The following is a 24,936-nucleotide window of genomic DNA, read 5'->3' as shown; positions in this document are numbered from 1 at the left end:
CGGCGCGCACCGGGTCAGTACGCGACCTGCGGCACGAAGACGTTCGTCAGGTGCGTGTGCCGAGTGATCCAGCGGGTGCGCCGCGTCGGCAGGTTGCTCTCGGCGGTCAGCACGCACTCGACCACCCGCTCCACGGTGCCCGTCATCGCGCTGAGCGCCAGGGCGGCGTTGCGGCCCCACTCCTCCAGCAGCACCTGGGCGCCCGCGCCCTGCGTGAGCTGCAGCGGGGTGCTCGCCCGGCGGGCGAACGCGACCAGGGAGTCCTTGTGCGCCGCCGGGATGTCGCCCTCGACCAGGGCGCACGCGAGGTCGGGCAGCAGGCCGGCCGCGGCGACGGCCGCGGCCGCCACCGGGCCCGTGCCGAGCACCGCGATGCGCGACGGGTCCACGCTCTCCAGCGTGCGCAGGGCCTGCACCGCCCGGAACGCGTCGGTGAAGACGCCGCGGTTGTACGGGTCGTCCAGGTCGTCCTGCGGTATCTCGACGACCAGGTGGGCGAACCCGCCGGACGCGAGCCACTCCAGGTCGCGCGCCGCAGCCCTGCCGGCCGGCCGCAGCTCGACCAGGCCGGGCAGCGTCGCGGCGGCGCCGACCGGCATGACGAGCCAGCCCGTCACCGGGCGGCCCTCGAAACCGGCGAACGTCACGGTCTCCGCGTTCAGGTCTTGGGAGTGGGCGAACGTCGTGGTCAGGTCCGGCGCGACCTCGATGTCCCGGTGGGCGGCGAGGTTCGCCGCCCAGAACGCGTCGAAGTCCGTGGGCTCGTCGGTGGCGGGCGGAGCAGCCGGTGCCACCGTGACGAGCGGCAGGTCGTACTCGGGCACGGGCGGTACCTCCGGGTCTTGGGCGTGCGCTCGGAGCGTACCGCCCGTGTCCGACAGTCCGGTCGCCGGTCCACGGCCCCCGGCCGTCAGATGATCTTGTTCAGCCATGCGAGCTTGCGCGGGAAGCGGTAGTCGCCCCCGCCCTCGTGGTTGTTGTACGGGTACACGTCGATCTCCTTGCTCGCCGCGCCGGCGCCGCCCGGGCGCCATCCGTTGTACGCCGCGTACACGGTGGACGGCGGGCACGTGGCGTCCATGAGCGCCACCGAGAACAGGGTCGCCGCGCGGGCGCGCCGGGCGAACGACACCCCGTCCAGGTAGGAGAAGGTGCGCCAGACCTGCTCCTCGACCCCCGGGTCGCGGTGCACGGAGAGATACTTCGTGATCTCGCTGTACGGCGCGTTGTCCGTGATCGACACCGCGCGGCGGTAGTGGCTCAGGAACGGCACGTCCGGCATGGCGGCCACGACGTCGGGCACGAGGCCGGCGACCGCGATGGTGATGCCGCCGCCCTGGCTGCCGCCGCTCAGCGCCACCCGGGCCGGGTCCAGGCCCGGGATCGCGCGCACCGCGTCCACGGCGCGGGCGCCGTCGGTGAACACGCGGCGGTAGTAGTGGTCGTGCGGGTCGCGCACGCCGCGCGTCATGAACCCGGGCGACGCGGGACCGGACCCCACCGGGTCCGGCGTGTCCCCGCCCGCACCCCAGCCGGAACCCTGGCCGCGCGTGTCCATCATGAGGTGCGCGTAGCCCGCGGCGGCCCACTGGATGCGCTCGTGCGGCAGGCCCCGCCCGCCGCCGTAGCCCTGGTACTCGACCACGACGGGCAGGTCGCCGGGCGCGTGCGCGGGACGCGTCAGCCACGCCTTGACCGGGTGCCCGCCGAAACCGGCGAACGTGACGTCGTCGACCAGGATCTCGGTGAGCCCCACGTCGATGCGCTCCACCTGCGGAGCATCGTCGAAGGTGCGGGCCTCCGCCAGGGTGGTCGACCAGAACTCGTCGAAGTCGGCGGGCTCGTCGACCTCCGGGGTGTACTTCTCGAGTTCGGGCAGCGGCATGTCGAACTGGGCCACGTGATGCTCCTCGGCGTCGTCTTCTGCTGTGCCGGCGGCGAAGTCGTTCCTGCGCGGTCTCCGTCGGCCGGGGTGAGCGTAGCGCGCGACTACCCTTGGTAGGTGGCACATCTTCTCGGCGCAGACGGCATCGCGCTGACCATCGGCACCCGGACCCTTCTGGCGGACGTCTCGCTGGGGCTCGACGACGGCGACCGCGTCGGCATCGTGGGCCCCAACGGCGCGGGCAAGTCCACCCTGCTGCGCATCTTCGCGGGCGCCACGCTGCCCGACGGCGGTCGCGTCACCCGGGTGGGCGGCTCCACCCTGGGCCTGCTGGACCAGCGCGACGAGCTGCCCGAGGACGCCACCGTGCTCGACCTCGTGCACGGCGACGCCGAGACACACGTCTGGGCCTCGGACGCCCGCGTCCGCGAGGTGCACGACGGCCTGATCGCCGACCTCGCCTGGGACGCCCCGGTCGCGAAGCTCTCGGGCGGCCAGCGTCGCCGGGTCGCGCTCGCGGCCCTGCTCGTCCAGGACCCGGACGTGCTGCTGCTCGACGAGCCCACCAACCACCTCGACGTCGAGGGCGTCGCCTGGCTCGCCGCCCACCTGCGCGAGCGCTACGGCCGCCCGGGCACGACGGGCGCGCTCGTGGTCGTCACGCACGACCGCTGGTTCCTCGACGAGGTCTGCTCCCGCATGTGGGAGGTGCGCGGCGACGGGACCGGCGCCGTCGACGGGTACGAGGGCGGGTACGCGGCCTACATCCTGGCGCGGGCGGAGCGGGCGCGGCAGGCCGCGACGGCCGCCGAGAAGCGGGACAACCTGCTGCGCAAGGAGCTCGCGTGGCTGCGCCGCGGGGCGCCGGCCCGCACGTCCAAGCCGAAGTTCCGGCTCGACGCCGCGTCCGCCCTGATCGACGACGAGCCGCCGCCGCGCGACTCGATGGAGCTGACGCGCATGGCGACGCGGCGGCTCGGCAAGGACGTGCTGGACCTCGAGTCCGTGTCGGTCGCCGTGCCGGGCAAGGTCCTGTTCGACGACGTGACCTGGCGCCTCGGCCCGGGGGACCGGTACGGCATCGTGGGCGTCAACGGCGCAGGCAAGACGACGCTGCTCGCCCTGCTCGCCGGGCGCCGCGAGCCCGACGCCGGCCGCGTCAAGCGCGGCAAGACCATCCACGTGCGGGAGCTCTCGCAGGACGTCGCCGAGCTCGACGAGCTCGGGACCCTGAAGGCCGTCGAGGTGATCGAGCAGGAGAAGGGCCGGGTCGTCGTCGACGGCAAGGAGCTCACCGCGTCGCAGCTCACCGAGAAGCTCGGCTTCACGCGCGAGCGCGCGTACACGCCGGTGCGGGACCTCTCCGGCGGCGAGCGGCGGCGGCTCCAGCTCCTGCGGCTGCTGGTCTCCGAGCCCAACGTGCTGCTGCTCGACGAGCCCACCAACGACCTCGACACCGACACCCTCGCCGCCGTCGAGGACCTGCTGGACGGCTGGCCCGGCACGCTCATCGTCGTCTCGCACGACCGGTACCTGCTGGAGCGGGTCGCCGACCGGCAGGTCGCCCTGCTCGGCGACGGGACCATCCGCGACCTGCCCGGGGGAGTCGAGGAGTACCTGCGGCTGCGGGCGGCGGCCAAGGCGTCGGGCGGCTCGGGCGCGTCCGGCTCGGACGGCGGTTCCGGGGCCGCCCCGGGGTCCGGCGCGGGCACGGCCGGGGCGACGGCGGATGCTCCGGCGTCGGCCGGCGCGGGAGGCGGCGAGGAGCTCTCCCAGCGGGACATCCGCGCCGCGAGGAAGGAGGTCTCCCGAATCGAGCGGCAACTTGCGAAGATTGCCCAGAAGGAGGCCGAGCTGCACGAGAACATCGCGCAGCAGGCAACGGACTATCAGGCCGTCGCGCGGCTGGACGCGGAGCTCCGCGACCTGGTGAGCGAACGGGACGAGCTCGAGGCGGCCTGGCTGGAAGCCGCGGAGGTGGCGGGATGACCGACAACGATCTGACACCGCTCGACGGCGTCGACCGGGCGCTCGTCGACGCACTGCGCAAGGACGGGCGCACCACGCTGGCGGTGCTGTCCGAGATCTCGGGGCTCTCCCTGTCCGCCGTGCAGGTGCGGGTGCGCAAGCTGGAGGCGCGCGGCGTCATCACGGGGTACCGGGCGGTCGTGAACCCGGAGGCGGTGGGGCTGCCGCTCTCCGCCTTCATCGAGATCACGCCCCTGGACCAGGCCCAGGAGGACGACGCGCCCGAGCGGCTGCGCGGCATGGCCGGCATCGAGTCCTGCTACTCGGTGGCGGGCAACGCGAACTACCTGCTCACCGCCCGGGTGGCGTCGCCGCGGGCGCTGGAGGAGCTGCTCGGCAAGATCCGGCGTACGGCGAAGGTCTCGACGCGCACGACGGTGGTGCTGCAGACGTACTTCGAGGGACAGACGGCCGAGCTCGACTGAGCTCAGCGCGGCGCCAGGGCCGGGTGGTCCAGCGTGAGCGTGCCGGCGTCGGCGTCCAGCTCCGCGGTGACGCCGAACGGCACGGTGAGCGGGTCGGGGCCGTGGCCGAACCCGAGCTCGCCCAGGATCGGGATGCCGAGCGGGCCGAGCAGGTCCAGGACCACGGGCTCGACCGGCTCGCAGTCCTGCCACGACCCGAGCACGATGCCCACCGCGCCGTCGAACCAGCCCGCGCGCAGCAGGTGCGTGAGGAACGAGTCGATCCGGTAGGCCTTCTCCTCGATGTCCTCCAGCAGCACGATGCCGCCCGCGGCCGAGGGGGTCGTGGGGCCGGTCCCGACGGACGTCGTCAGGAGCGAGAGGCAGCCGCCGGTCGTGACGCCGCGGGCCGTGCCGCCCACCAGGGTGTGCGCGTCCGGGCCGGTCAGCACCTGCGTGGCCGCCGGCTCGAAGAGCGTGCGCCGCAGGTGCTCACGAGCGACGTCGGACTTGAGGAACGACATGGTCCCGGACATCGGCCCGTGGAGCGACACCAGCCCGAGCCGCGCGGCGACCGCCCGGTGCAGCACCGTGCAGTCGCTGTACCCGACGAGGACCTTGGGGTCCGTGGCGGCGAGCGCGTCCCAGTCGACGAGCTCGACCATCCGCGCGGCGCCGTAGCCGCCGCGCGCCGCGACGATCGCCCGCACGTCCGGGTCGAGCCAGGCCTCCTGGAAGTCCGCTGCCCGCGCCTCGTCGTGACCCGCGAGGTAGGCGTGGTCCGGGTGCGTGTCCAGCACGTGGGGCATCACCTGCACGTCGAGGCCCCAGGACCGCAGGTGGGCGACGCCCTCGTCGAGCCGGTCGGCCGGGACGGGGCCGGACGGGGCGACGACGGCGACCGTGTCCCCCGGGCGCAGTCGCGGCGGGCTGATCAGGGGCCGCAGCATGCCGCCGACACTACCTGCCGGCCGGTCGGCCGCCTGCTGGTGGTGCTTTCTTTCACTCATCTGAAATATCTTCCGAGATCTGGCCCCGCAGCGCGGTCGTGAGCCGGGCGAGAAGTCCCGACAGCAGCAGGCGGTCCTCGGCCGGCAGCCCGGCCAGCAACGCCTCCTCGTGGGTGAGCAGCTCCCGCACGGCGCGTTCGACCAGCGCGTGCCCGGCGTCGGTCAGGGTCACGGCGACGGCCCGCCGTCCGGCGTCGGAGGACGAGCGGACGACCAGGCCCTCGCGCTCCGCCCGGGCGACGCGCTGCGAGATCGCGCCGGCGGTGACGAGAGTGTGCGCCGCGAGCTCGCGCGTGGTCAGCGACCACGGCTCCCCGGACCGGCGCAGGGTGCTGAGCAGGTCGAGCGTCGCGGGGTCGATGCCGATCCGGCGCAGCGTCCGTCGGCGCTCGTCCGCCAAGGTCTTGGCGGCGCGCCACAGCGGCGTGATCACGCCGATCGAGGCCACCGGGACACCCGGCAGCTCACGTTCCCACGCCGCGGCGATGGCCTCGGGCGGAACGGCCGCCGTGGTGTCGAAGGGGTACTCGGTCACGCTGGCCTCCTGTACGTTTAGGTCTAAACGTACACGTCCCCAGGGGGTAGCGGATGTCCGGACTCGTACTCGTCACCGGCGGATCGGGTGGCATCGGGAGCGCGGTGGCGCGCCGGTTCGTCCAGGAGGGGCGCCAGGTCGTGATCACCGGCCGCGACGCCGAGCGGCTCGACCGGGCCGCGGCGGCGACGGGCGCGCGCGGGGTGCGCTGCGACGTCGGGCGGGCGGACGACGTCGAGGCGCTCGTGGCGCAGCTCGACGCGCCCGTCGAGGTGCTGGTGGCCATGGCCGGCGGCAACACGGACTTCGACGGGCGCGAGCCGGCGGGCCTCGCCCAGGTGGCCGACGGCTGGCGGGCCAACCTCGACGCGAACCTGATCAGCACCGTGCTGGTCGCCACCGCCGTCCTCGACCGGATGCCGGCGGGCGGCGCGGTCGTCACCGTCGGCTCGATCGGCGCCGAGTACGCGGGCACGTCCTACGGCGTGGCCAAGGCGGCCGTCCAGGCGTGGACGGCCGGCCTGTCCGCGACGGTCGGGCCGCGCGGGATCACCGCGAACTGCGTGGCGCCCGGGTACATCGAGGACACCGGGTACTTCAAGGGCCGGCTCACGCAGGAGCGCCTGGGCCGGCTGGTCGCGGCCACGCACGACAAGCGTGCCGGCACGCCGGACGACGTCGCCGGGCTGGTCGCGTTCCTCGCCTCGCCGGCCGCGCGGCACATCACCGGTCAGACGCTGCACGTGAACGGCGGCGCGCACACGACCCGGTAGCCCATCGAAAGGCATGCAATCCGGTTTCTACCGGTGCGCCGCTTCCGTCGTGTAAGTGCGAATTGTTACGCTCGGGGTAGCCAGCACCCGCGCCCGGCTCCGCCGTCGGGCACACGAAGGAGCGCGAGGAAATGCCCACCACCCGAACCTGGCTGCAGGCGGGCGGGGGCACCGTGGTTCTCGCCCTGATCGTCGCCGCCGTGGTGCAGGCGGCCAACTCGAGCGCGACCTGGGTGTCCAACGACCCGGTCGGCGAGTGCGGCAAGACGTCCGGCGGCCAGGTGGTCGCGGCGCAGAACGTGCTGTCGGCCGCGACCGGGCTGGAGACCGTGGACGGCACCTGGGACAGCCAGTCGGAGGCCGCGACCAGGGCGTTCCAGGCGTACAACGGGCTGCCCGTCGACGGCTGCGTCGACACCACCACGTGGGTCACCATGCGGGCGCTGGCCGTCTCGCTCTGCGACCCGGACTACAGCTGCCAGGGCCCGGACCACCGCATCCGCTACGCCGCGCCGGGCGGGGCGCGGGACGCCTACCTCGCGGAGAACGACTGCGACTGGGGCTCCTACGTGCTGCCCGGGGTCGCGCGGAGCCCGGTCACCTCGAACAAGGTCATCGCGCTCTCGCGGGACGCGGTCACCGAGATCGAGTGCGGGGGCTGACGTGGTCACCACCATCGACGAGCCGAAGATCCGGCCCGAGTGGCTGCTCGGCGGGGCCGTGACGCTGCTGGGCGCCATCATCATCGTGGTGGTCACCATGGTGCTCGGCGCGGGGGAGGACGAGCCCGTGGTCGTCCCGGCGGACGCCACGGAGCTCACGGCGAACACCTGTGCCGCCGACCTGCGCCAGCCGCACTGGGTGCCCGACGACGTGCTGAAGGCCGTGGCGGAGTGCCCCGCCGAGATCTCGGCGGGGATGGGCCGCACGACGGCGGAGGACCACCTCGGCACCTGGATCACCTACCCCCTGGACGGCGCCGAGAACGCGGAGACGTTCCCCGGCCGGCCGGGCGCCGGGTGGTCCGAGGCGGAGGTCCGCAGCGGGGCGTTCCACCCGGCGTCGGCCATCCTCTATGTGGCGTACCCGGGGTCGCAGGAGCTGTCCGGCAAGCTGTCCGGCGACACCGTGACGGTCGAGTGGCAGGACCTGAAGGAGTCGGGCCTGGAGGCGCGCGTGACCCGCGTGGACAACAACGGGTTCGGCCCGGTCCGGGTCGAGTGGACCGACGACGTGGGCTCCTACCTGCTGCTCGCCACGATCGGCCGCACGCCGACGGCCAACGCGGGGCCCTCGGTGGCCGAGCTGATCCGGATCGCGGACAGCGTCGCGGCCGAGGACGAGTGACCGGCCGGGCGCCCGGGTCTTCTGGGCACCCGAGCGCCTGACCGGTCAGTCAAGGGGCCGCCCGTGAGCGGGCGGCCGGCCCGTCAGAGGGTCGCGGTGAGCGCCTCGTCGAGGGCCTGGACGCCGGCCTCCAGCGCCTCGTTCGTGACCGTCAGGGCCGGGCGGAAGCGGACCGACCGCTCGCCGCAGCCCAGCAGCAGCACGCTCCGCTCGGTGAGCGCGGCCAGCACCCGGTCGCGCACCTCGCGCGAGGGCAGGGTCAGCGCGCACATGAGGCCGCGGCCGCGCACGTCGGTCACGCCGTCGTGCCGCCCGGCGAGCTCGGTGAGGGCGTCCTGGAGCTGCTTGCCCATGGTCAGGGCGCGGTCGACCAGGCCCTCCTCCTCGTAGGTCTCCAGGATCCGGCGGGAGCGCACCATGTCGGTCAGGTTGCCGCCCCAGGTGGAGTTGATCCGCGAGGAGACGGCGAACACGTTGTCCGGCACCTCGTCCACGCGGCCGCCGGCCATGATGCCGCAGACCTGCGTCTTCTTGCCGAACGCGACGATGTCGGGCGTGACGCCGAGCTGCTGGTACGCCCACGTGGTGCCGGTGATCCCGGCGCCGGTCTGCACCTCGTCCATGACGAACAGCGCGTCGAACTCCTGGCACAGCGCCTGCATGCCCTGGAGGAACGAGGGGCGGAAGTGGTGGTCGCCGCCCTCGCCCTGGATGGGCTCCATGATGAAGGCCGCGATGTCGTGCGGGTTGGCCTCGAACGCCGCGCGGGCGGCCCCGAGCGCCGCGGCCTCGGCGGCGTCCATGTCCTTGCCCTCGGCGAGGTAGGGGGACAGGATGCGCGGCCAGTCGAACTTGGGGAAGCGGGCGACCTTGCCCGGCTCCGTGTTGGTGAGCGACATCGTGTAGCCCGAGCGGCCGTGGAAGGCGTGCTCCAGGTGCATCACCTGGGTGCCGAGCTCCGGGGACCGGCCGTTCGCCTCGTTGTGGCGGGACTTCCAGTCGAACGCGACCTTGAGCGCGTTCTCGACGGCCAGCGCGCCGCCGTCGATGAAGAACAGGTGCGGCAGGGCGGGGTCGCCCAGCACCCGCGCGAACGTGTCGGCGAACCGCGCCATCTCGACCGTGTAGATGTCGGAGTTCGACGGCTTGTTGATCGCGGCGGCAGCGAGCTCCTCGCGGAAGGCCGGGTCGTCGGCCAGGGCGGGATGGTTCATGCCGAGGGGTGAGGAGGCGAAGAAGGTGAACAGGTCGAGCCACTCGTGACCGTCCCGCGCGTCGACGAGCGTGGAGCCGTGCGACCGGGTGAGGTCGAGGACGAGGTCGAACCCGTCGACGAGGAGGTGCTCGCGAAGGGTGGGGAGCACTGCGGTGGGCTCAAGGTGAGTCGTCATGCTGGAAAGATTGGCAATGATCCTGCCAAGTTTCAACGACTATGGAAAAGTTCCTGTTACGACCGTGCGGGGCCGCGCCGCCGGGTCGCGACCAGCTCGGCCGTCCCGAGGGCCAGCGTGGACCCCAGCATCACCACGAGCGCCGCGGTCCAGCCGCCCGACGCCGCGTGCACCGCGCCGATCACCGCGGGCGCGGACGCCGCCACGGCGTAGCCGAAGGCCTGCACGGCCGCGACCGTCCGCCGGGTCTGGGCGACGGTGCGGCACCGCTGCGCGACCACCGTGAAGATCACCACGAAGTTCCCGCCCTGGGCGATCCCCGCGAGGCTCACCCACAGCAGCCACCACTGCGGGGCGAGCAGCAGGCCCGCCGGCAGCGAGACCCAGAGCAGGGCCATCACCACCGCGGCTCCGCGCATCGGCACCCGGGCGGCCAGCGCGAGCGGCACCAGCACGCTGCCCGCGATGGCGAGCCCCTGGAACGGCGCGGCCGCGTTGCCCGCGGTGGTCACCGACACGCCCAGCAGGTCGCGCAGCAGCTCCGGCAGCCAGCCGGTCACCGCGAAGTAGGAGAAGGACTGGCCCGCGAACGCGACGACCAGCACCCAGGTGATCGGACGGCGCAGCACACCGGCCCAGGTCTCCTCGGGCCGCTCCGCCACGGGCGGAGCGTGCACGGCGGCGGGCCGGTCGACCAGGCGGCGGGTGGTGATCTTCCACCACACGAGCGCGACCACCGCCACGACCGCCCACGACGCGATGGCACCCCGCCAGCCGAGCAGGGCCGCGAGGGGCGCGGTGAGCGAGGTCGCGAAGACCGACCCCAGGTTCATCACCGACGAGTACAGGCCGGTGGCCGGCGCCGTCCGCGCCGGGAAGTCCCGCGCGATGATCACCGGGACCACCACGTTGCCCACCGTGATGGCCGAGCCCAGCACGACGGTCCCCGCGAAGGCTGCCACCACGCCCACGGTGCCCGACCCGGCCGACCGGACCAGCGTGCCCACGATCACCCCGACCAGGGCGACCGTGACCGCCGCGTACGGCCCGACCTTGGCGATCAGGGTCGATGCCGCGGGAGCCACCACGCTGAAGCAGAGCGCCGGGATGCCCACCAGCAGGCCCGCCAGGGTCTGGTCGAGGCCCAGCCCGGCGGCGACGTCGGACATGACCGGCGGGAGAGACGTGATGGGGGTGCGGAGGTTCAGGGCGAAGACGAGTACCGCGACGAGCAGCGCGGAGCCGCACGCCGCAGCGCGGATGTTGCTCATGATGCGTTCATTGTGCGCGACGGGGGCAGTTGGTTGCGCCGGGCGTCCATCGCATCACCACACGATGTGCTGCTCGACACCTCGGTTCCCCCAGGAGGGATTGCGGCTTTCCCGCTAGATTGGGCGACCGGTCACGACTGGAACAACTGAGGTGTGGAATGAATCAGCGGCAGGTCTTCCCCGCGGTGGGAGCACTCGTCGGCGTCCTCATGCTGTCGGGATGTGGGTTCGATCTCGGCAAGGTGGACTACACGGAGCCCGAGTTCGTCGGCTCCTGGGTGGGTGACGGCGCAGGGACCGTCGTGGCGCTCGGCGAGGACCGGACGTTCACGGCCGTCGGTGTCCCGGACGAGCTGCTCGACGGGGCCGGCAGCGACGTACCGGCCGAGATCGAGGGCACCTGGAAGTACAACTCGAAGAGCTCCGCGGACCACGTCGAGCTGACGGTCACCGACGCCGACGGCATGCCGGCCGAGCTGGGCGAGCTGCCCCTGTACGTGGCCGACGGCGACGACCTCTTCTTCCTGCCGGACCAGGTGGGCCGCGAGAAGATCATGGTGAGCCGGGACCGCTGAGGCTCGGCGGCGCGGCCGGAAATCACACTCTGCTTGTCTGACGCCTGACCCTGCGGTTCCGCTCCGGGCGGGTGCCTCGTTCCTCGGCCCCCACCCTGCGCTGCGCCTCCGGCTCAGTCGTCGAACTGAGCGGTCACCGTGCGGAGCAGCGCAGCCAGCTGCGGGCGCTCCGCCGGGGACAGGGCGGTCAGCACCTTGGCCTCGATGTCGAGCAGGTCGCTCATCGCGGCGTCGACCCGCGCCAGCCCCTCGTCGGTGAGCTCGACGAGCACGCCGCGGCGGTCGTCCGGGGAGCGGTGCCGCTGGACGAACCCGCGCGACTCCAGCCGGTCGATCCGGTTGGTCATGGTGCCGCTCGTGACCAGCGTCTGGGTCACGAGCGTGCCCGGCGACAGGCGATAGGGCTCGCCGGCGCGGCGCAGCGCCGAGAGCACGTCGAACTCCCACGTCTCCAGGCTGTGCCGCGCGAACGCCGTGCGGCGGGCGAGGTCCAGGTGCCGGGCCAGCCGGGACACCCGGCTGAACACCGTCAGCGGTTCGAGCTCGAGGTCCGGGCGCACGTGGTGCCACGCGGCGACGATGCGGTCGACCTCGTCGGCGGGACCTGTGTGCTCCATGGCGAGAGGCTACCGGATGTCTCGATATCAAGAATCTCGACCGGACGCGTGGCGTGCGTACCGTGGTGGGCGACACCGCGCCGACCGTAGGCTCAGGCATCGTGGGAACAGACATCAGGGTGCACCAGGTCTACGCCGGACGAGTGCTGCAGGGTGCCGGGGCGCGAGCCCTCGTGCCGGACGAGATCGAACGGCTCGGGGCGCGGCGGGTGCTGGTGGTCGCGGCGCCGTCGTCGGCCGAGGTGGCGCAGGACCTGGCCACGAACCTGGGGGAGCGGCATGCCGCGACCTTCGGACGCCCGGCCCAGCACACCCCCGTCGAGGTGACCGCCGACGCGCTCGCCGTGGCCCGGGAGGTGCGCGCCGACGCGCTCGTCGCGATCGGCGGTGGGTCGGCGATCGGGCTCGCCAAGGCGCTCGCGATCCGGACCGGCATGCCGCAGGTCGCCGTGCCCACCACCTACGCCGGCTCGGAGGCCACGCCCGTGCTCGGGGAGACCGAGAACGGCGTCAAGACGACCCGGCGCGACCCCGCCCTCGCGCCCGGCACCGTCGTCTACGACCCGGAGCTCACGCTGTCGATGCCCCACGGGCTCACGCTCACCTCCGCCCTCAACGCGCTGGCCCACGCCGTCGAGGCGCTGTGGGACACCGGGGCGAGCGCCGCGACGCGCGCGTACGGCGTCGAGGCCGCGGACGGCATCCTGTCCGCGCTCCCGCTGGTGCTGGACCGGCTGTCCGACGTCGACGCGCGGGCCCGCCTCCAGGAGGCGGCGTGGCTGGCGGGCGCGTGCCTGGCGCAGGCGCGGATGGGGCTGCACCACCAGCTCGCCCACGTGCTCGGCGGCACCTACGGCCTGCCGCACGCCGAGCTGCACGCCCTGCTGCTGCCGCACGTCATGCGGTTCGACCTGGTCGCCGCCCCGGACGCGGCCGCGCGCCTGACCCGCGTCGCGAACGGTGACCCGGCGGACGCGGTCGCGGCGCTCGCGGCCCGGCACGACGGCCCGACGACGCTCGGCGCGCTCGGCCTGCCCCGCACCGCGCTGCGCGAGGTGGCCGAGCGGGTGGCCGCCGACCCCTACCCGAACCCGCGCCAGGTCACCGCCGACGCGGTGGAGGAGCTGCTGCTCGCCGCGTGGTGAGCTGGTGTCTCAGCCGGCCGTCCGGCGGCCCAGGAGGTGCGCCTGCGGGAATCCCCGCGCCGGGTCCTCGCCCGGCGCGATCACCAGGCGCGCGACCTCGGCCACGCCGTTCCGGCCCAGCAGGCCGACGACGTGGTCGGGCGCGTACCGCCAGGCGGGCGACACCTTGTGGTCGAAGGACTCGGCCGCCGCGTCCGTGGCGTCGAGCGCCTGGAACGCCAGCAGGAGGTACCCGCCCGGGGCCAGGACGCGGGTCAGCTCGGCGAGCGTCGTCGGGAGCGCGTCCGGCGGCGTGTGGATGACGGAGTAGTTCGCCACCACCCCGGCCAGGCCACCCGCCGCGATGCCGAGCGCACCGAGGTCGCCCATGTCGCCGACGTCGAACCGCACGCCCGGGTGGGCCGCGCGGGCGGCTGCGACGAGCCGGGGCGACAGGTCGACGCCGAACGCGTCGACGCCCCGCTCCCGGAGAAGGGCGGTGACGTGCCCGGGCCCGCAGCCGACGTCGGCCACCTGGCCGCCGGCCGACTGCCCGGCGAACTGCCGGACGAGGTCGGCGAACGCCTGGATCATGACGTGGTTCAGGGGCTGGCCGGCGAACGCCTCGCCGATGAACGCGGTGTAGGCCTCGGCCTTGTCGTCGTAGTCGTCGCGGACGGTCGCGAGCTGCTCGGAGGAGGTCACGCGCCGCAGCCTAGATCGACACCGCCGGCAAGCGTCAGTGCTCGTTCGGCTCCCCGGCGAGGTCGGTAGTTCGCGATGCCAACTGCCGACGTCGGCCGGCTCCTCCTGGCCAACTGACTCTCGTTCAGAAATATGTCCGCTTCATGGCGGACCATGGTTCAGTTTCACCCCCAATATCACAGGGTGAAACAGGGCGCGCATTAAACCCGAATATCCATTTCCCGTTGCAGAGTCCGTGTCGTGTGCTTAATGTATGGAACGCGAACACTGTTCCGCTCGCAGGTGATCATCCTGTGATTCCCGTTTTCCGGAAGGAAAAAGCACCATGTCTGTTGTTGACATCGTCTCGACCCTGCTCGACTCCCTCGGCATCACCCTGGCGCAGATCCGCGTCCTTCTGGGTCTCTGAGCAGGGAATACGCCGCTATAGCGGCGTGAGCAACATCCCCAGCCAAAGCGAACGCCCCCTGCGTATTCAACGCAGGGGGCGTTCGTTCTTTTGCGCTGGCGCAGACATTGTTGCGTCCGCGCAAACCGACTTGACGACACCGGGCATTTCAGTGGTCCGCGGCAATTCGCCGCCCGATATTGACGTTGCGTCAGTGTGTGGAGGGCCGGAGCCTCAGCGCGACATCTTTGTCAGCGCCGGCTTCTTCTCCATGTTGTGCAGGCCGTTCCAGGCCAGGTTCACCAGGTGCGCCGCCACCTCGGTCTTCCGGGGGCTGCGCGCGTCCAGCCAGTACTGGCCCGTGAGCGCGATCATCCCGACCAGCATCTGCGCGTAGAGCGGGGCGGCCTTGGTGTCCAGCCCGTTCTCCCGGAACTGCGGCTCCAGGATCGCCTCGACCTGGGTGGCGACGTCGCCGATCAGGCTGGAGAACGTGCCGGTCGCCTGGGCGACGGGGGAGTCACGCACGAGGATCCGGAACCCGTCCTCGGACGACTCGATGTAGTCGAGGAGGGCCAGCGCCGTCCGCTCCAGCAGCACCTTCGGGTGGCCGCCGGAGCCGAGGGCTCCGGTCAGGGCGTGGGTCAGGGCCTGCACCTCGCGGTCCACGACCACGGCGTAGATGCCCTCCTTGCCGCCGAAGTGCTCGTAGACGACGGGCTTGGAGACCTCGGCCCGGGCCGCGATCTCCTCCACGCTCGTGCCCTCGAAGCCCTTCTGGGCGAACAGGCCGCGGCTCACCGTGAGCAGCTGCTCACGCCGCTGGCTGGCCGTCATGCGAGGTCGATGGGTACGTCGGTTTTCGGCGGCCATGGGGTTCATTGTGCCCGAGTGCCGGTTCGGGGCGTGTCGCGGCCGGGCGGCCCGCGCCGCGGATGTGGCTGACGACTCGACCCGTCCGGCATGGGGCATGCCCCGGGACCTGGCAGACTGTTCACGGACGTGCGACGGTGGCACACGCCCGCCTCGGGTCACGACGGAGCCTCCCGCGCGCCCGGTCCGCCTTGGTGTAATCGGCAGCACAGAGGTTTTTGGTGCCTTTAGTCCAGGTTCGAATCCTGGGGGCGGAGCCATCCGGATCTGACGAACCCACCGATCGGAGCACTCGTGACCGAGACACCTCAGCCGGCAGCAGTCATCGTTCTTGCCGCCGGCCAGGGCACCCGCATGAAGTCAGCGCTGCCGAAGATCCTCCACCCGCTCGGCGGCAAGCCGATGGTGGGGCACGCGCTGGCCGCGGCTCGCGAGCTCGAGCCCGCGCAGGTCGCCGTGGTGGTCCGGCACGAGCGCGACCTGGTCGCCGAGGCCGTCGCACAGCTCGACCCCGGCGCGATCCTGGTGGACCAGGACGACATCCCCGGCACGGGCCGCGCCGTGCAGTGCGCCCTGGCGGCGCTCGACGCCAAGGCCCAGGCCGCGGCCGCCGCCGCGGGGCTCGCCGACGGCGAGGTCGTGGGCGAGGGCATCGAGGGGCCGGTCGTCGTCGTGGCGGGCGACGTCCCGCTGCTCGACGGCGCCACGCTCGGCCAGCTCCTCGCCGCGCACCACGCGGACGGCAACGCCGTCACCATCCTCACCACCGAGGTCGCCGACGCGACCGGCTACGGCCGGATCGTCCGCGAGAAGGACACGGGGGACGTGCTCGAGATCGTCGAGCACAAGGACGCGAGCGTGGACCAGCTCGAGATCCTGGAGATCAACTCCTCGGTCTACGTGTTCGACGCCGTCACCCTGCGCCGCGGGCTGAACGGGCTGGACAGCAAGAACGCGCAGGGCGAGGTCTACCTGACCGACGTCGTCGCGTTCGCCCGCTCCGAGGGCCTGCACGTGCGGGCCCTGCTCGCCGACGACCCGATGCTGGTCGAGGGGGTCAACGACCGCGTGGCGCTGTCCGTCCTCGCCCGCGAGATGAACCGCCGCGTCGTCGAGGAGTGGCAGCGCGCGGGCGTCACCGTCCAGGACCCGGCCACCACGTGGATCGACGTCGACGTCGAGCTCGCCCCCGACGTCACGCTCCTGCCGAACACGCAGCTCAAGGGCGCCACCGTGGTCGCCACGGGCGCGACGATCGGCCCGGACACCACGCTGACCGACGTCGAGGTCGGCGCCGGCGCCACGGTGATCCGCACGCACGGCACGCTCGCCGTCATCGGCGATGACGCCTCCGTCGGCCCGTTCGCCTACCTGCGCCCCGGTACCAAGCTGGGCCGCAAGGGCAAGATCGGCACCTTCGTCGAGACCAAGAACGCCGAGATCGGCGAGGGCAGCAAGGTCCCGCACCTCTCCTACGTCGGTGACGCGTCGATCGGCGAGCACACCAACATCGGCGCCGCGTCGGTGACCGTCAACTACGACGGCGTGCACAAGCACCGCACGGTGATCGGCTCGCACGCGCGCACCGGCGCGGACAACATGTTCGTCGCACCCGTGACCGTGGGTGACGGCGCGTACACCGCTGCCGGGTCCGTGATCCGCCGGGACGTGCCCGCGGGCGCGCTCGGGGTCACCGCCGGGCAGCAGCGCAACATCGAGGGCTGGGTCGGCCGTCGTCGGCCGGGCACGGCCGCGGCCGACGCCGCGGCGTCGGCCAGCGCGCCGTCCGGCCTCGGTGACCAGGCACAGCGACAGCTTGCCCAGCAGAACGCAGCCGGGACCCCCACGGTCCCGCAGGCCGCGGCCACCCAGGCCGGACCGGCCGACCAGGCCCCAGAACCCGGGGCCGACGAGGAAGGAAAGTCGCACTGATGTCCAGCACCGTTCCCGGACCCAACCGCCACCCGCTCGTCCTGGCGGCGGGCCGAGCGCATCCTGAGCTGGCGAAGAACGTCGCGAAGGAGCTGGGCATCGACCTCCTGGGCGTGTCCGCGTACGACTTCGCGAACAGCGAGACGTACGTCCGCTTCAGCGAGTCGGTACGCGGCATGGACCTGTTCCTGCTCCAGTCCCACACCATGCCGGTCAACCAGTGGATCATGGAGCAGCTGCTCATGGTCGACGCCGCCAAGCGCGCCTCGGCGCACTCGGTCACCGTGGTCGCGCCGTTCTTCGGCTACGCCCGGCAGGACAAGAAGAGCCGCGGCCGCGAGCCGATCTCGGCCCGGCTCATCGCGGACATGTTCAAGACGGCGGGCGCGAACCGCCTGATGAGCGTGGACCTGCACACCGCGCAGATCCAGGGCTTCTTCGACGGGCCAGTGGACCACCTGTGGGCCATGCCGATCCTGGTCGACTACGTGCGCACCCGCGTCGACGTCGAGAACGTGACCGTCGTCTCGCCCGACGCCGGCCGCATCCGCGTCGCCGAGATCTGGGCCTCCAAGCTGGGCGGCGGCCCGCTGGCGTTCGTGCACAAGACGCGCGACGTCACGCGGCCCAACCAGTCCGTCGCCAACCGCGTGGTGGGCGACGTCCAGGGCCGGGACTGCGTGCTGGTGGACGACCTGATCGACACCGGCGGCACCATCGCCGAGGCCGTCAAGGTGATCATGGCCGCGGGCGCCAAGTCCGTGACCGTCGCGGCGACGCACGGCGTGCTGTCCGGCCCGGCCGCGCAGCGCCTCACCGAGTGCGGTGCGCGCGAGGTCGTGGTCACCGATACCCTGCCGATCGAGGAGGACCGCCGGTTCGAGAACCTCAAGGTGCTCTCGATCGCGCCGCTGCTGGCCTCCGCGATCAACGAGGTGCACTCCGACGGGTCCGTCACCTCGCTGTTCGACGGCAACTCCTGAGCCGAGCCGCCGAGCGGGGCACTTGACTCGGACACGGTCAACGGAGGACCGTGTCTTGACATCGATCTGGGAGGGTCAGTGACCGTCACCGTCGTGGTCCCTACGTTCAACGAGGGACCCAACGTCGCCGCGCTCACGGAGCGGCTCTGCGCCGCCTTCGGGGTGCTGCCCGACGACGGTCGCCGCCCCGGCGTCCCGCAGGGACCCGAGGGCGGCCCCGCTCCGGTGGGGGCACCGGAGCTGGCCGAGATCCTCTTCGTCGACGACTCGGACGACGACACCCCCGACCGGATCCGCGAGGTGGCGGCCACCGCACCCGTCCCGGTGCGGCTGCTGCACCGGGACACGCCGCAGGGCGGGCTCAGCGGCGCCGTCGTGGCCGGGCTGCGCACGGTGGACACCGAGTGGGCCGTGGTGATGGACGGCGACCTGCAGCACCCGCCGGAGCTCGTGCCCGCACTCGTCACGCGTGGGCGGGAGGCGGGCCTCGACCTCGTCGTGGCGTCCCGGTACACGGGTGACGGCGACGCCGGGGGCCTGGACGGCTGGTGGCGGCACGGCGTCTCGATCGCCTCGGCCCTGCTGGCGCGCTCCATGTTCCCGGTCCGGCTGCGGAACGTGACCGACCCGCTCACCGGCTTCTTCGCCGCCCGCGTGGAGAGCCTGGACCTCGACGCCCTGCACCCGCGCGGCTTCAAGATCCTGCTCGAGCTGCTGGCGCGCAACACCCTTGCCGTGGGCGAGGAGCCGTTCGTGTTCGGCGAGCGGTACGCCGGGCACTCCAAGGCCACCTTCAGGACGGGGCTGCGCTACCTGGAGCAGCTCGCGGCGCTGCGGTTCGGGCGGATGTCGCGGTTCGCGATCATCGGCGGCTTCGGGGCCGTGCTCAACATCCTCATCCTGTGGCTGCTCACCGCGCTGAGCGTGCACTACGTGCAGGCGGCGGTGATCTCCGCCGTCGTGACGATCCTGATCAACTTCCTGCTGCAGGAACGCTTCGTGTTCCGGGACCTGCGCGACGAGGGCCGCGGCGTCTGGTCGCGGTTCGCGCACTCGTTCGCGTTCAACGGCACGGAGGCGGCCATCCGGCTGCCCGTGCTGTGGTGGCTGGTCGAGCACACGGGCATGTGGCCCGTCCTGGTGCAGGCGGTGACGCTCGTCGTGGCGTTCCTGCTCCGGTTCGTGTTCCACGTCCAGGTGGTCTACAAGCCCCGGCGCACGCAGCCGGCGATCGGCGTCACACCGCCTCTCGGTGCGGATCGCGCCGACGAGCGGGTACAGTAGTCAGGTTGCCTCGGCGAGGGACGTCTGACGGCCGCGGCGGGACCTGATCCCGCAAGCACTCGGCCGGCGTCCGTGATCGACTGGGCGGCCGTCGGCGGCCCCGGGCGGAGTACCCCTCCAGCACCTCGCCCCGCGTGCCCGCTCCGCGCCCGTCACGTGTCCCGCGCCGACGCAGCCGCCATCTTCGAGTTGCACACATATCTTCCAGGAGTGAGTTCCCATGGCCGAGATCAAGCTCGCCGCTGAGCCCCGCACCGAGTTCGGCAAGGGTGCGGCCCGCCGCATCCGCCGCGACAACAAGATCCCCGCTGTCCTGTACGGGCACGGCACCGACCCGGTGCACGTGACCCTGCCGGGCCACGAGTCGATGCTGGCGCTGCGCCAGGCCAACGTGCTGTTCTCCATCGAGCTGGACGGCAAGGGCCAGCTGGCCGTCGCCAAGGACATCCAGCGCGACCCGGTCCGCAACGTCATCGAGCACATCGACCTGCAGGTCGTGCGCGCCGGCGAGAAGATCACCGTCGACATCACCGTGAACATCGTGGGCGAGTCGGCCCCGGGCACCATCCACCTGGTCGAGGAGCAGACCCTCTCCGTCGAGGCCGAGGCCACGCACCTGCCCGAGTCGGTCGAGGTCTCCATCGAGGGCCTCGAGACCGGCGCGCAGGTCCACGCGAGCGAGGTCACCCTCCCGGCGGGCTCGACGCTGCTCACCGACCCGAACGCGGTCGTCGTGCTCATCACCGAGCCGCGCGGCGAGGCCAGCCCGGACGAGGCCGAGGAGTCGGCGGAGTCCGCCGGTTCGGCCGCCGAGGCGTCCTCGGAGGGCTGAGCCCCTCCCGTACCCCGGAGCGTCCCGGCCTGAGCCGGGACGTACCGGGCCGAGGTATGACGGGCCGAGGTGGAACGTCCTGACGCGCGCACGAGAGGATCGTGCGCGGCGCGGGTTCCACCTCGGCCCGACCTGTCTCCGCCGTGCGGCCTCCGCCGTGCCGTCCCCGGCGCGGTGCGGCAGCCCCGCCCCGTGAACGCCGTCGTGAAGGGAACATGACATGAGTGACCGGCCCTGGCTCGTCGTCGGGCTCGGCAACCCTGGCCCCAAGTACGCCGGCAACCGGCACAACGTGGGGCAGATGGTGCTGGACCTGCTGGCCGAGCGCACCGGCGCGCGTTTCTCGAAGCATGCCCGGGCCCAGGCCGTCGTCGCGGAGGCCCGGCTCGGGGTGCTGCCCGGCGGAGCCCCCGGACCCCGCGTGATCCTGGCGAAGCCGACCACGTACATGAACACCTCGGGCGGCCCGGTCAGCACGCTCGCGAAGTATTACGACGTCGAGCCCGACCACGTGGTCGTGGTGCACGACGAGGTGGACATCCCCTTCGACACCATCAAGCTCAAGGTCGGCGGGGGCGAGGGCGGCCACAACGGCTTGCGCGACACCACCAAGGCGCTCGGCACCAAGGAGTACCACCGGGTGCGCGTCGGCGTCGGCCGCCCGCCCGGGCGGATGGACACGGCGGACTACGTGCTGCGCGACTTCAGCGGCACGGAGAAGAAGGACCTGCCGATCCTCGTCGACGACGCCGCAGACGCCGTCGAGATGCTGCTCACCGAGGGGCTGCTCGCGGCCCAGGGCAAGTACCACGTCGCCAAGGCCTGAGCCCGCCCGCGCCGCACGTCCCGCGCCGCATGTCTCCGGATCCCCAGGTCGCATCGCTGACCTGGGGATCCGTCGTTCCCGGAGGGTTCTGACAGCGCTGTAGGCAACCGGGTGAACCGCGGGTGATCATGCCGTCCTGGCTGGGCCCAACCGGCATGGGCGCTCCTAGGGTGGCGATGTGGGCAGCACCTTCGCACTTTCGTCACACCGGACCCGCCGGGGCCGTCGGCCCCTCGCGGCCTTCGTCGTCGCCGTCCTCGCGGCCTCGTCAGCGCTGCTGGCGGTGGTTCCCGCGGCGTCCGCGGCCGACCCGTGCGCACCCGGGAGCAACCCGGTCATGTGCGAGAACTCGAAGCCCGGCACGTCCCCCGACGTGTGGGACATCGACCGGTCCGGCGACGCCAGCATCCAGGGCTTCGCCACCGAGATGAGCGTGGACACGGGCAAGCGGGTCTCGTTCAAGATCGACACCGACGCCCGGGCCTACACGATCGACATCTACCGCACCGGCTGGTACCAGGGGCTCGGCGCGCGCAAGATCGCGTCGGTCACGCCGAGCGCCACGCTGCCGCAGCGGCAGCCGGAGTGCGCCTGGGACGTGACGACCGAGCTGGTCGACTGCGGCGGCTGGGGCGTCTCCGCGGGCTGGGACGTGCCGACCACGGCGGTGTCAGGCGTGTACATCGCCCTGCTGACCCGGACCGACACCGGCGGCCAGAGCCACATCACGTTCGTCGTGCGCGACGACGGGTCCACCTCCGACGTCGTCTTCCAGACGTCGGACACCACGTGGCAGGCCTACAACACGTACGGCGGGTCCAGCTTCTACACCGGCGGCGCCAACGGGCGCGCCTACAAGCTCAGCTACAACCGCCCCTTCGCGACCCGCGGCCTGGAGAACGGCCGCGACTTCTACTTCAGCGCCGAGTACGCGATGGTCCGGTTCATGGAGCAGAACGGCTACGACGTCACCTATATCTCGGGCGTCGACACCGACCGCGACGGGGCACGGCTGCTCGACCACAAGGCCTTCCTGTCCGTGGGGCACGACGAGTACTGGTCCGCTGCGCAGCGGACCGCCGTCGAACGGGCCCGCGACGCCGGGGTGCACCTCGGCTTCTTCGCCGGGAACGACATGTACTGGCACACGCGCTGGGAGCCGTCCGCCGCCGGCACGCCGTCCGACCACCGCACCCTGGTGTCCTACAAGGAGACGTGGGGCCGGGCCAAGATCGACCCGTCCAGCGAGTGGACCGGGACCTGGCGCGACCCCCGGTACGCGAGCTCGGCCGCGGGCGCAGGGAAGCCCGAGAACGGTGTGATCGGCACCCTCTACACGACCAACTACTCGGACCTGCCGCTCACGGTGACGTCCGAGGACGGCAAGCTGCGCATCTGGCGCGGCACGACGCTGAACAGCCTGCCTGCGGGGACCTCCCAGGCGCTCGCGCAGCACACGGTCGGGTACGAGTCGAACGAGGACCTCGACAACGGCTTCAGACCGGCGGGCCTGATCCGCATGTCGACGACGGTGGGCAACGTGCCCGAGTACCTGCAGGACTTCGGCAACACGGTGGCGCCCGGCGTCACGAAGCACACCATCACCCTGTACAAGGCCACGAGCGGAGCCCTGGTGTTCTCCGCCGGCACGGTGCAGTGGGCCTGGGGCCTCGACCAGGAGCACGACGGCAACGGCGCGCCCGCCGACTCGCGGATGCGCCAGGCGACGGTCAACCTCTTCGCGGACATGGGCATCCAGCCGGGCACCCTCGCCTCCGGCATCACCCCGGCGAGCAGGACGACGGACACCACCGGGCCGACCACCCAGATCACGAGCCCGGCCGCGGGGCAGACCTACCGCGGCGGGGCGAGCGTCACCGTCACGGGCACGGCCACGGACGCCGCGGGCAAGGTCGCCGGCGTCGAGGTGTCGCTCGACGGCGGCAAGTCCTGGCACCCCGCCGAGGGCCGGGCGAGCTGGAAGTACACCGGGCAGGCCTTCGGGTCCGGCGCGACACAGCTCCGCGCCCGGGCGATCGACGACTCCGCGAACATGGGGGCCGTGGCGACGGTGGGCGCGCAGGTGACCTGCCCGTGCACCGTGTTCGGCACCACCACGCCGCCGACCGGCCCGGCCGACGACTCGTCGGCCGTCGAGCTGGGCATGCGGTTCGTGCCCACGGACAGCGGCTACGTGAGCGGCGTGCGGTTCCACAAGACGGCGGCGAACACGGGCACGCACTTCGGTGCGCTGTGGAGCGCGTCCGGCGAGCAGCTCGCCCGGGTGCAGTTCACGGGTGAGACGTCGACCGGCTGGCAGGAGGCGTCGTTCACCAGCCCCGTCCCCGTCATCGGGGGGCAGGCGTACACGGTGTCCTACACCGCGCCCAACGGCGGTTACACCTCGACCCCGTGGGCCTTCCAGACCAAGGGCCGCGAGGCTGGGCCGCTCACCGTCGAGGGCGGGTTCGGCGCGGCGCCGGCCGGCCTGTACGGCTCGCCCGGCACCGTCCCCACCGAGAACTGGGACAACGCCAACTACTGGGTGGACGCCGTCTACACGACTAACGACAGCTCGCCGCTGGTCGCCTCCTCGCGGACCCCGGTCCCCGGTGAGGTCAGCGTGCGCCTGGACGCCCCGGTGCGGATCACGTTCTCCAAGAGCGTCGTGGCGTCGTCGATCAGCATGGCGCTGACCGATCAGGCCGGCACGGCGGCCCCCGGGACGGTGTCGTACGACGCGGCCACCCGCACGGCCACCTTCACGCCGTCGTCCCCGCTGGCCGGGTTCGCCACGTACAAGATGGTGGCCTCCGCCAAGACGTCCGACGGCACCACCCTGTCCGACGGCGGCACCTGGAGCTTCCGGACCCTACGCCCGCCGTCCACGACGTGCCCGTGCGGCCTGTTCGACGAGACGACGGTCCCGGGCGTCACGGCCGCGGCCGACAACGCCGCCGTCGTGCTGGGCATGCGGTTCACGCCGCGCGTGTCCGGCAAGGTCTCCGGGCTGCAGTTCTGGAAGTCGACGCAGATGGCCGGGCCGTTCGTGGCCACCCTGTGGGGAAGCAACGGGCAGGTGGTCGCGCAGAAGACCGTCTCGGACCCGGTGCCGCAGGGGTGGCAGGACGTCACGTTCGACACGCCCGCCGACGTGACCGGCGGCCAGGAGTACACCGTGGGCTACCGCGCGCCGACGGGCCGCTACCCGGTGACGCTCGGCGCGCTCGGCGCCACCCGGACGGTCGGGGACCTGAGCTCGCCGCAGAACGCGGGCGTGTACCTCTACGGCTCCGGCCGCCCGACGACCCAGACGTCCTCGTCCTACCTCGTCGACGTGCAGTTCGAGCCGGCCGCCGCGGCCCCGACCATCACGTCTCGGACGCCGTCCGCCTCCGCGGTCGACGTGGCGACGAGCACCAAGGTCTCGGTCACGGCCTCGCAGGCGCTGGCCACCGCCGGCACGACGCTGACGCTGACCGGCCCCGGCGGGGCGGCGGTGACCGGCACGCTGGCGGTCTCCGGCACGACGGCGACGTTCACGCCCGGGAGCGCCCTGACGGCCGGCGCGGCCTACACGGCGGCGTTCACCGGGAAGACGACCGGCGGGCAGACGCTCGGCCCGACGTCGTGGTCGTTCACCACGAAGGCGGCCGACGGCCAGTGCCCGTGCACGATCTTCGGCGCCGCGGTACCGCCGGTCGCGTCCGCCGACGACGGCGCGGCCGTGGAGCTCGGCACGCGGTTCACGGCGAGCCGCAGCGGCTTCGTCACGGCCGTGCGCTTCTACCGGGGGCCGGCGAACACGGGCACCCAGACGGTGTCGGTGTGGAACTCCGCGGGCACGCGCCTGGCGACGGCCCAGGCGGCGTCGGGCGGGAGCGACGGCTGGCAGACGGTCACGCTCGCGCAGCGGGTGGCGGTCACCGCCGGGAGCACCTACACCGTGTCCTACCTCGCGCCGAACGGCGGCTACGCGGCAGGGTCGGGCTACTTCTCCGCGGCACGCACCGTCGGCCCGCTGACGGCGCCCGCGAACGCCGGCACCTACCTCTACGGCGGCGGGTTTCCGCAGTACACCTGGCAGAGCTCCGGGTACTGGGTGGACCCGGTGTTCACCGACCAGTAGGGACGACGCAGGAGAGGCGGACGC

At 72.6% G+C, this 24,936-nt stretch carries 22 protein-coding genes and 1 tRNA gene; 14 read left to right on the top strand and 9 right to left on the bottom strand.

All coding sequences use genetic code 11. From position 1 onward, the window contains the following. Positions 1-14: 14 nt before the first annotated feature. Together ACFWEJ_RS03570 and ACFWEJ_RS03565 are read right to left on the bottom strand one after the other, a co-directional pair. Positions 15-824 carry an acetylxylan esterase gene (locus ACFWEJ_RS03570; protein ID WP_377227830.1) on the bottom strand — a complete coding sequence of 270 codons (810 nt, stop codon included), beginning with the start codon at positions 822-824 and terminating at the stop codon, positions 15-17. A gap of 86 nt (positions 825-910) precedes the next feature. Next, positions 911-1,900, bottom strand: a complete 990-nt coding sequence (locus ACFWEJ_RS03565) for an acetylxylan esterase (RefSeq protein WP_377227829.1) — start codon at positions 1,898-1,900, stop codon at positions 911-913. A gap of 102 nt (positions 1,901-2,002) precedes the next feature. Between ACFWEJ_RS03565 and ACFWEJ_RS03560 the strand changes: the two genes are divergently transcribed. Together ACFWEJ_RS03560 and ACFWEJ_RS03555 are read left to right on the top strand one after the other, a co-directional pair. Further along, entirely contained in the window at positions 2,003-3,874 is a 1,872-nt protein-coding gene (locus ACFWEJ_RS03560; protein WP_377227828.1) for an ABC-F family ATP-binding cassette domain-containing protein, read from the top strand. Further along, on the top strand, positions 3,871-4,338 hold the full coding sequence (locus ACFWEJ_RS03555; RefSeq protein ID WP_377227827.1) for an Lrp/AsnC family transcriptional regulator: 468 nt from the start codon (positions 3,871-3,873) through the stop codon (positions 4,336-4,338). Before ACFWEJ_RS03560 ends, ACFWEJ_RS03555 begins: the two co-directional genes overlap by 4 nt. A gap of 2 nt (positions 4,339-4,340) precedes the next feature. On the opposite strand, the gene ACFWEJ_RS03550 is transcribed toward ACFWEJ_RS03555, so the two are convergent. Together ACFWEJ_RS03550 and ACFWEJ_RS03545 are read right to left on the bottom strand one after the other, a co-directional pair. Then, positions 4,341-5,327, bottom strand: a complete 987-nt coding sequence (locus ACFWEJ_RS03550) for an LD-carboxypeptidase (RefSeq protein ID WP_377227826.1) — start codon at positions 5,325-5,327, stop codon at positions 4,341-4,343. Next, the gene (locus ACFWEJ_RS03545) at positions 5,320-5,862 is read right to left on the bottom strand and encodes a MarR family winged helix-turn-helix transcriptional regulator (RefSeq protein ID WP_377227825.1); all 543 of its coding nucleotides are present in this window, start codon (positions 5,860-5,862) and stop codon (positions 5,320-5,322) included. The genes ACFWEJ_RS03550 and ACFWEJ_RS03545 overlap by 8 nt, the downstream gene beginning before the upstream one ends. 53 nt (positions 5,863-5,915) lie before the next feature. Between ACFWEJ_RS03545 and ACFWEJ_RS03540 the strand changes: the two genes are divergently transcribed. The 3 genes from ACFWEJ_RS03540 to ACFWEJ_RS03530 all read left to right on the top strand — a co-directional run bounded on the left by ACFWEJ_RS03540 (position 5,916) and on the right by ACFWEJ_RS03530 (position 7,982). Further along, complete coding sequence (locus ACFWEJ_RS03540; protein WP_377227824.1) at positions 5,916-6,635, top strand: SDR family NAD(P)-dependent oxidoreductase; 720 nt, start codon at positions 5,916-5,918, stop codon at positions 6,633-6,635. A gap of 131 nt (positions 6,636-6,766) precedes the next feature. Next, complete coding sequence (locus ACFWEJ_RS03535; protein WP_377227823.1) at positions 6,767-7,297, top strand: peptidoglycan-binding protein; 531 nt, start codon at positions 6,767-6,769, stop codon at positions 7,295-7,297. A 1-nt stretch (position 7,298) separates the two neighbouring features. After that, entirely contained in the window at positions 7,299-7,982 is a 684-nt protein-coding gene (locus ACFWEJ_RS03530) for a hypothetical protein (RefSeq protein WP_377227822.1), read from the top strand. A gap of 83 nt (positions 7,983-8,065) precedes the next feature. Here the strand turns inward: ACFWEJ_RS03530 and lat are convergent, their stop codons facing one another. Both lat and ACFWEJ_RS03520 read right to left on the bottom strand, forming a co-directional pair. Next, complete coding sequence (gene lat / locus ACFWEJ_RS03525; protein ID WP_377227821.1) at positions 8,066-9,373, bottom strand: L-lysine 6-transaminase; 1,308 nt, start codon at positions 9,371-9,373, stop codon at positions 8,066-8,068. Between the two features lie 56 nt (positions 9,374-9,429). Beyond that, positions 9,430-10,644, bottom strand: coding sequence for a CynX/NimT family MFS transporter (locus tag ACFWEJ_RS03520; protein ID WP_377227820.1), 1,215 nt, complete (start codon positions 10,642-10,644; stop codon positions 9,430-9,432). A 158-nt stretch (positions 10,645-10,802) separates the two neighbouring features. Here ACFWEJ_RS03520 and ACFWEJ_RS03515 point away from each other — a divergent pair, with 158 nt between their 5' ends. After that, positions 10,803-11,219, top strand: coding sequence for a hypothetical protein (locus ACFWEJ_RS03515; protein ID WP_377227819.1), 417 nt, complete (start codon positions 10,803-10,805; stop codon positions 11,217-11,219). A gap of 113 nt (positions 11,220-11,332) precedes the next feature. On the opposite strand, the gene ACFWEJ_RS03510 is transcribed toward ACFWEJ_RS03515, so the two are convergent. Further along, the gene (locus ACFWEJ_RS03510; protein WP_377227818.1) at positions 11,333-11,836 is read right to left on the bottom strand and encodes a MarR family winged helix-turn-helix transcriptional regulator; all 504 of its coding nucleotides are present in this window, start codon (positions 11,834-11,836) and stop codon (positions 11,333-11,335) included. Between the two features lie 101 nt (positions 11,837-11,937). Here ACFWEJ_RS03510 and ACFWEJ_RS03505 point away from each other — a divergent pair, with 101 nt between their 5' ends. Further along, positions 11,938-12,981, top strand: coding sequence for a maleylacetate reductase (locus ACFWEJ_RS03505; RefSeq protein WP_377227817.1), 1,044 nt, complete (start codon positions 11,938-11,940; stop codon positions 12,979-12,981). Between the two features lie 9 nt (positions 12,982-12,990). On the opposite strand, the gene ACFWEJ_RS03500 is transcribed toward ACFWEJ_RS03505, so the two are convergent. Both ACFWEJ_RS03500 and ACFWEJ_RS03495 read right to left on the bottom strand, forming a co-directional pair. Further along, positions 12,991-13,665 (bottom strand): class I SAM-dependent DNA methyltransferase, encoded by a 675-nt coding sequence (locus ACFWEJ_RS03500; RefSeq protein ID WP_377227816.1) that lies wholly within the window; start codon positions 13,663-13,665, stop codon positions 12,991-12,993. Positions 13,666-14,287: 622 nt separating this feature from the next. Next, positions 14,288-14,890: a TetR/AcrR family transcriptional regulator gene (locus ACFWEJ_RS03495; RefSeq protein ID WP_285105724.1), complete on the bottom strand. Its 603-nt coding sequence runs from the start codon at positions 14,888-14,890 to the stop codon at positions 14,288-14,290. 221 nt (positions 14,891-15,111) lie between these two features. Here ACFWEJ_RS03495 and ACFWEJ_RS03490 point away from each other — a divergent pair. From ACFWEJ_RS03490 to ACFWEJ_RS03460, 7 genes are all read left to right on the top strand, one after another. Further along, a tRNA-Gln gene (locus tag ACFWEJ_RS03490) sits at positions 15,112-15,186 on the top strand. A gap of 94 nt (positions 15,187-15,280) precedes the next feature. Next, positions 15,281-16,858 carry a bifunctional UDP-N-acetylglucosamine diphosphorylase/glucosamine-1-phosphate N-acetyltransferase GlmU gene (gene glmU / locus ACFWEJ_RS03485; RefSeq protein WP_377227848.1) on the top strand — a complete coding sequence of 526 codons (1,578 nt, stop codon included), beginning with the start codon at positions 15,281-15,283 and terminating at the stop codon, positions 16,856-16,858. Continuing rightward, positions 16,858-17,841 (top strand): ribose-phosphate diphosphokinase, encoded by a 984-nt coding sequence (locus tag ACFWEJ_RS03480; protein WP_377227815.1) that lies wholly within the window; start codon positions 16,858-16,860, stop codon positions 17,839-17,841. Before glmU ends, ACFWEJ_RS03480 begins: the two co-directional genes overlap by 1 nt. A gap of 78 nt (positions 17,842-17,919) precedes the next feature. Further along, positions 17,920-19,125, top strand: coding sequence for a GtrA family protein (locus ACFWEJ_RS03475; RefSeq protein ID WP_377227814.1), 1,206 nt, complete (start codon positions 17,920-17,922; stop codon positions 19,123-19,125). A gap of 220 nt (positions 19,126-19,345) precedes the next feature. Beyond that, entirely contained in the window at positions 19,346-19,957 is a 612-nt protein-coding gene (locus ACFWEJ_RS03470; RefSeq protein WP_377227813.1) for a 50S ribosomal protein L25/general stress protein Ctc, read from the top strand. Positions 19,958-20,177: 220 nt separating this feature from the next. Next, on the top strand, positions 20,178-20,783 hold the full coding sequence (gene pth / locus ACFWEJ_RS03465) for an aminoacyl-tRNA hydrolase (RefSeq protein ID WP_377227812.1): 606 nt from the start codon (positions 20,178-20,180) through the stop codon (positions 20,781-20,783). A gap of 178 nt (positions 20,784-20,961) precedes the next feature. After that, entirely contained in the window at positions 20,962-24,912 is a 3,951-nt protein-coding gene (locus ACFWEJ_RS03460) for a DUF4082 domain-containing protein (RefSeq protein ID WP_377227811.1), read from the top strand. The last annotated feature ends 24 nt before the right edge of the window (positions 24,913-24,936 follow it).

The sequence above is a fragment of the Promicromonospora sp. NPDC060204 genome, assembly GCF_042728455.1.
Taxonomy (GTDB): domain Bacteria; phylum Actinomycetota; class Actinomycetes; order Actinomycetales; family Cellulomonadaceae; genus Promicromonospora.
Note: the sequence above shows the minus strand (reverse complement) of the source record. Positions and strands in the feature narration are given on the sequence as shown.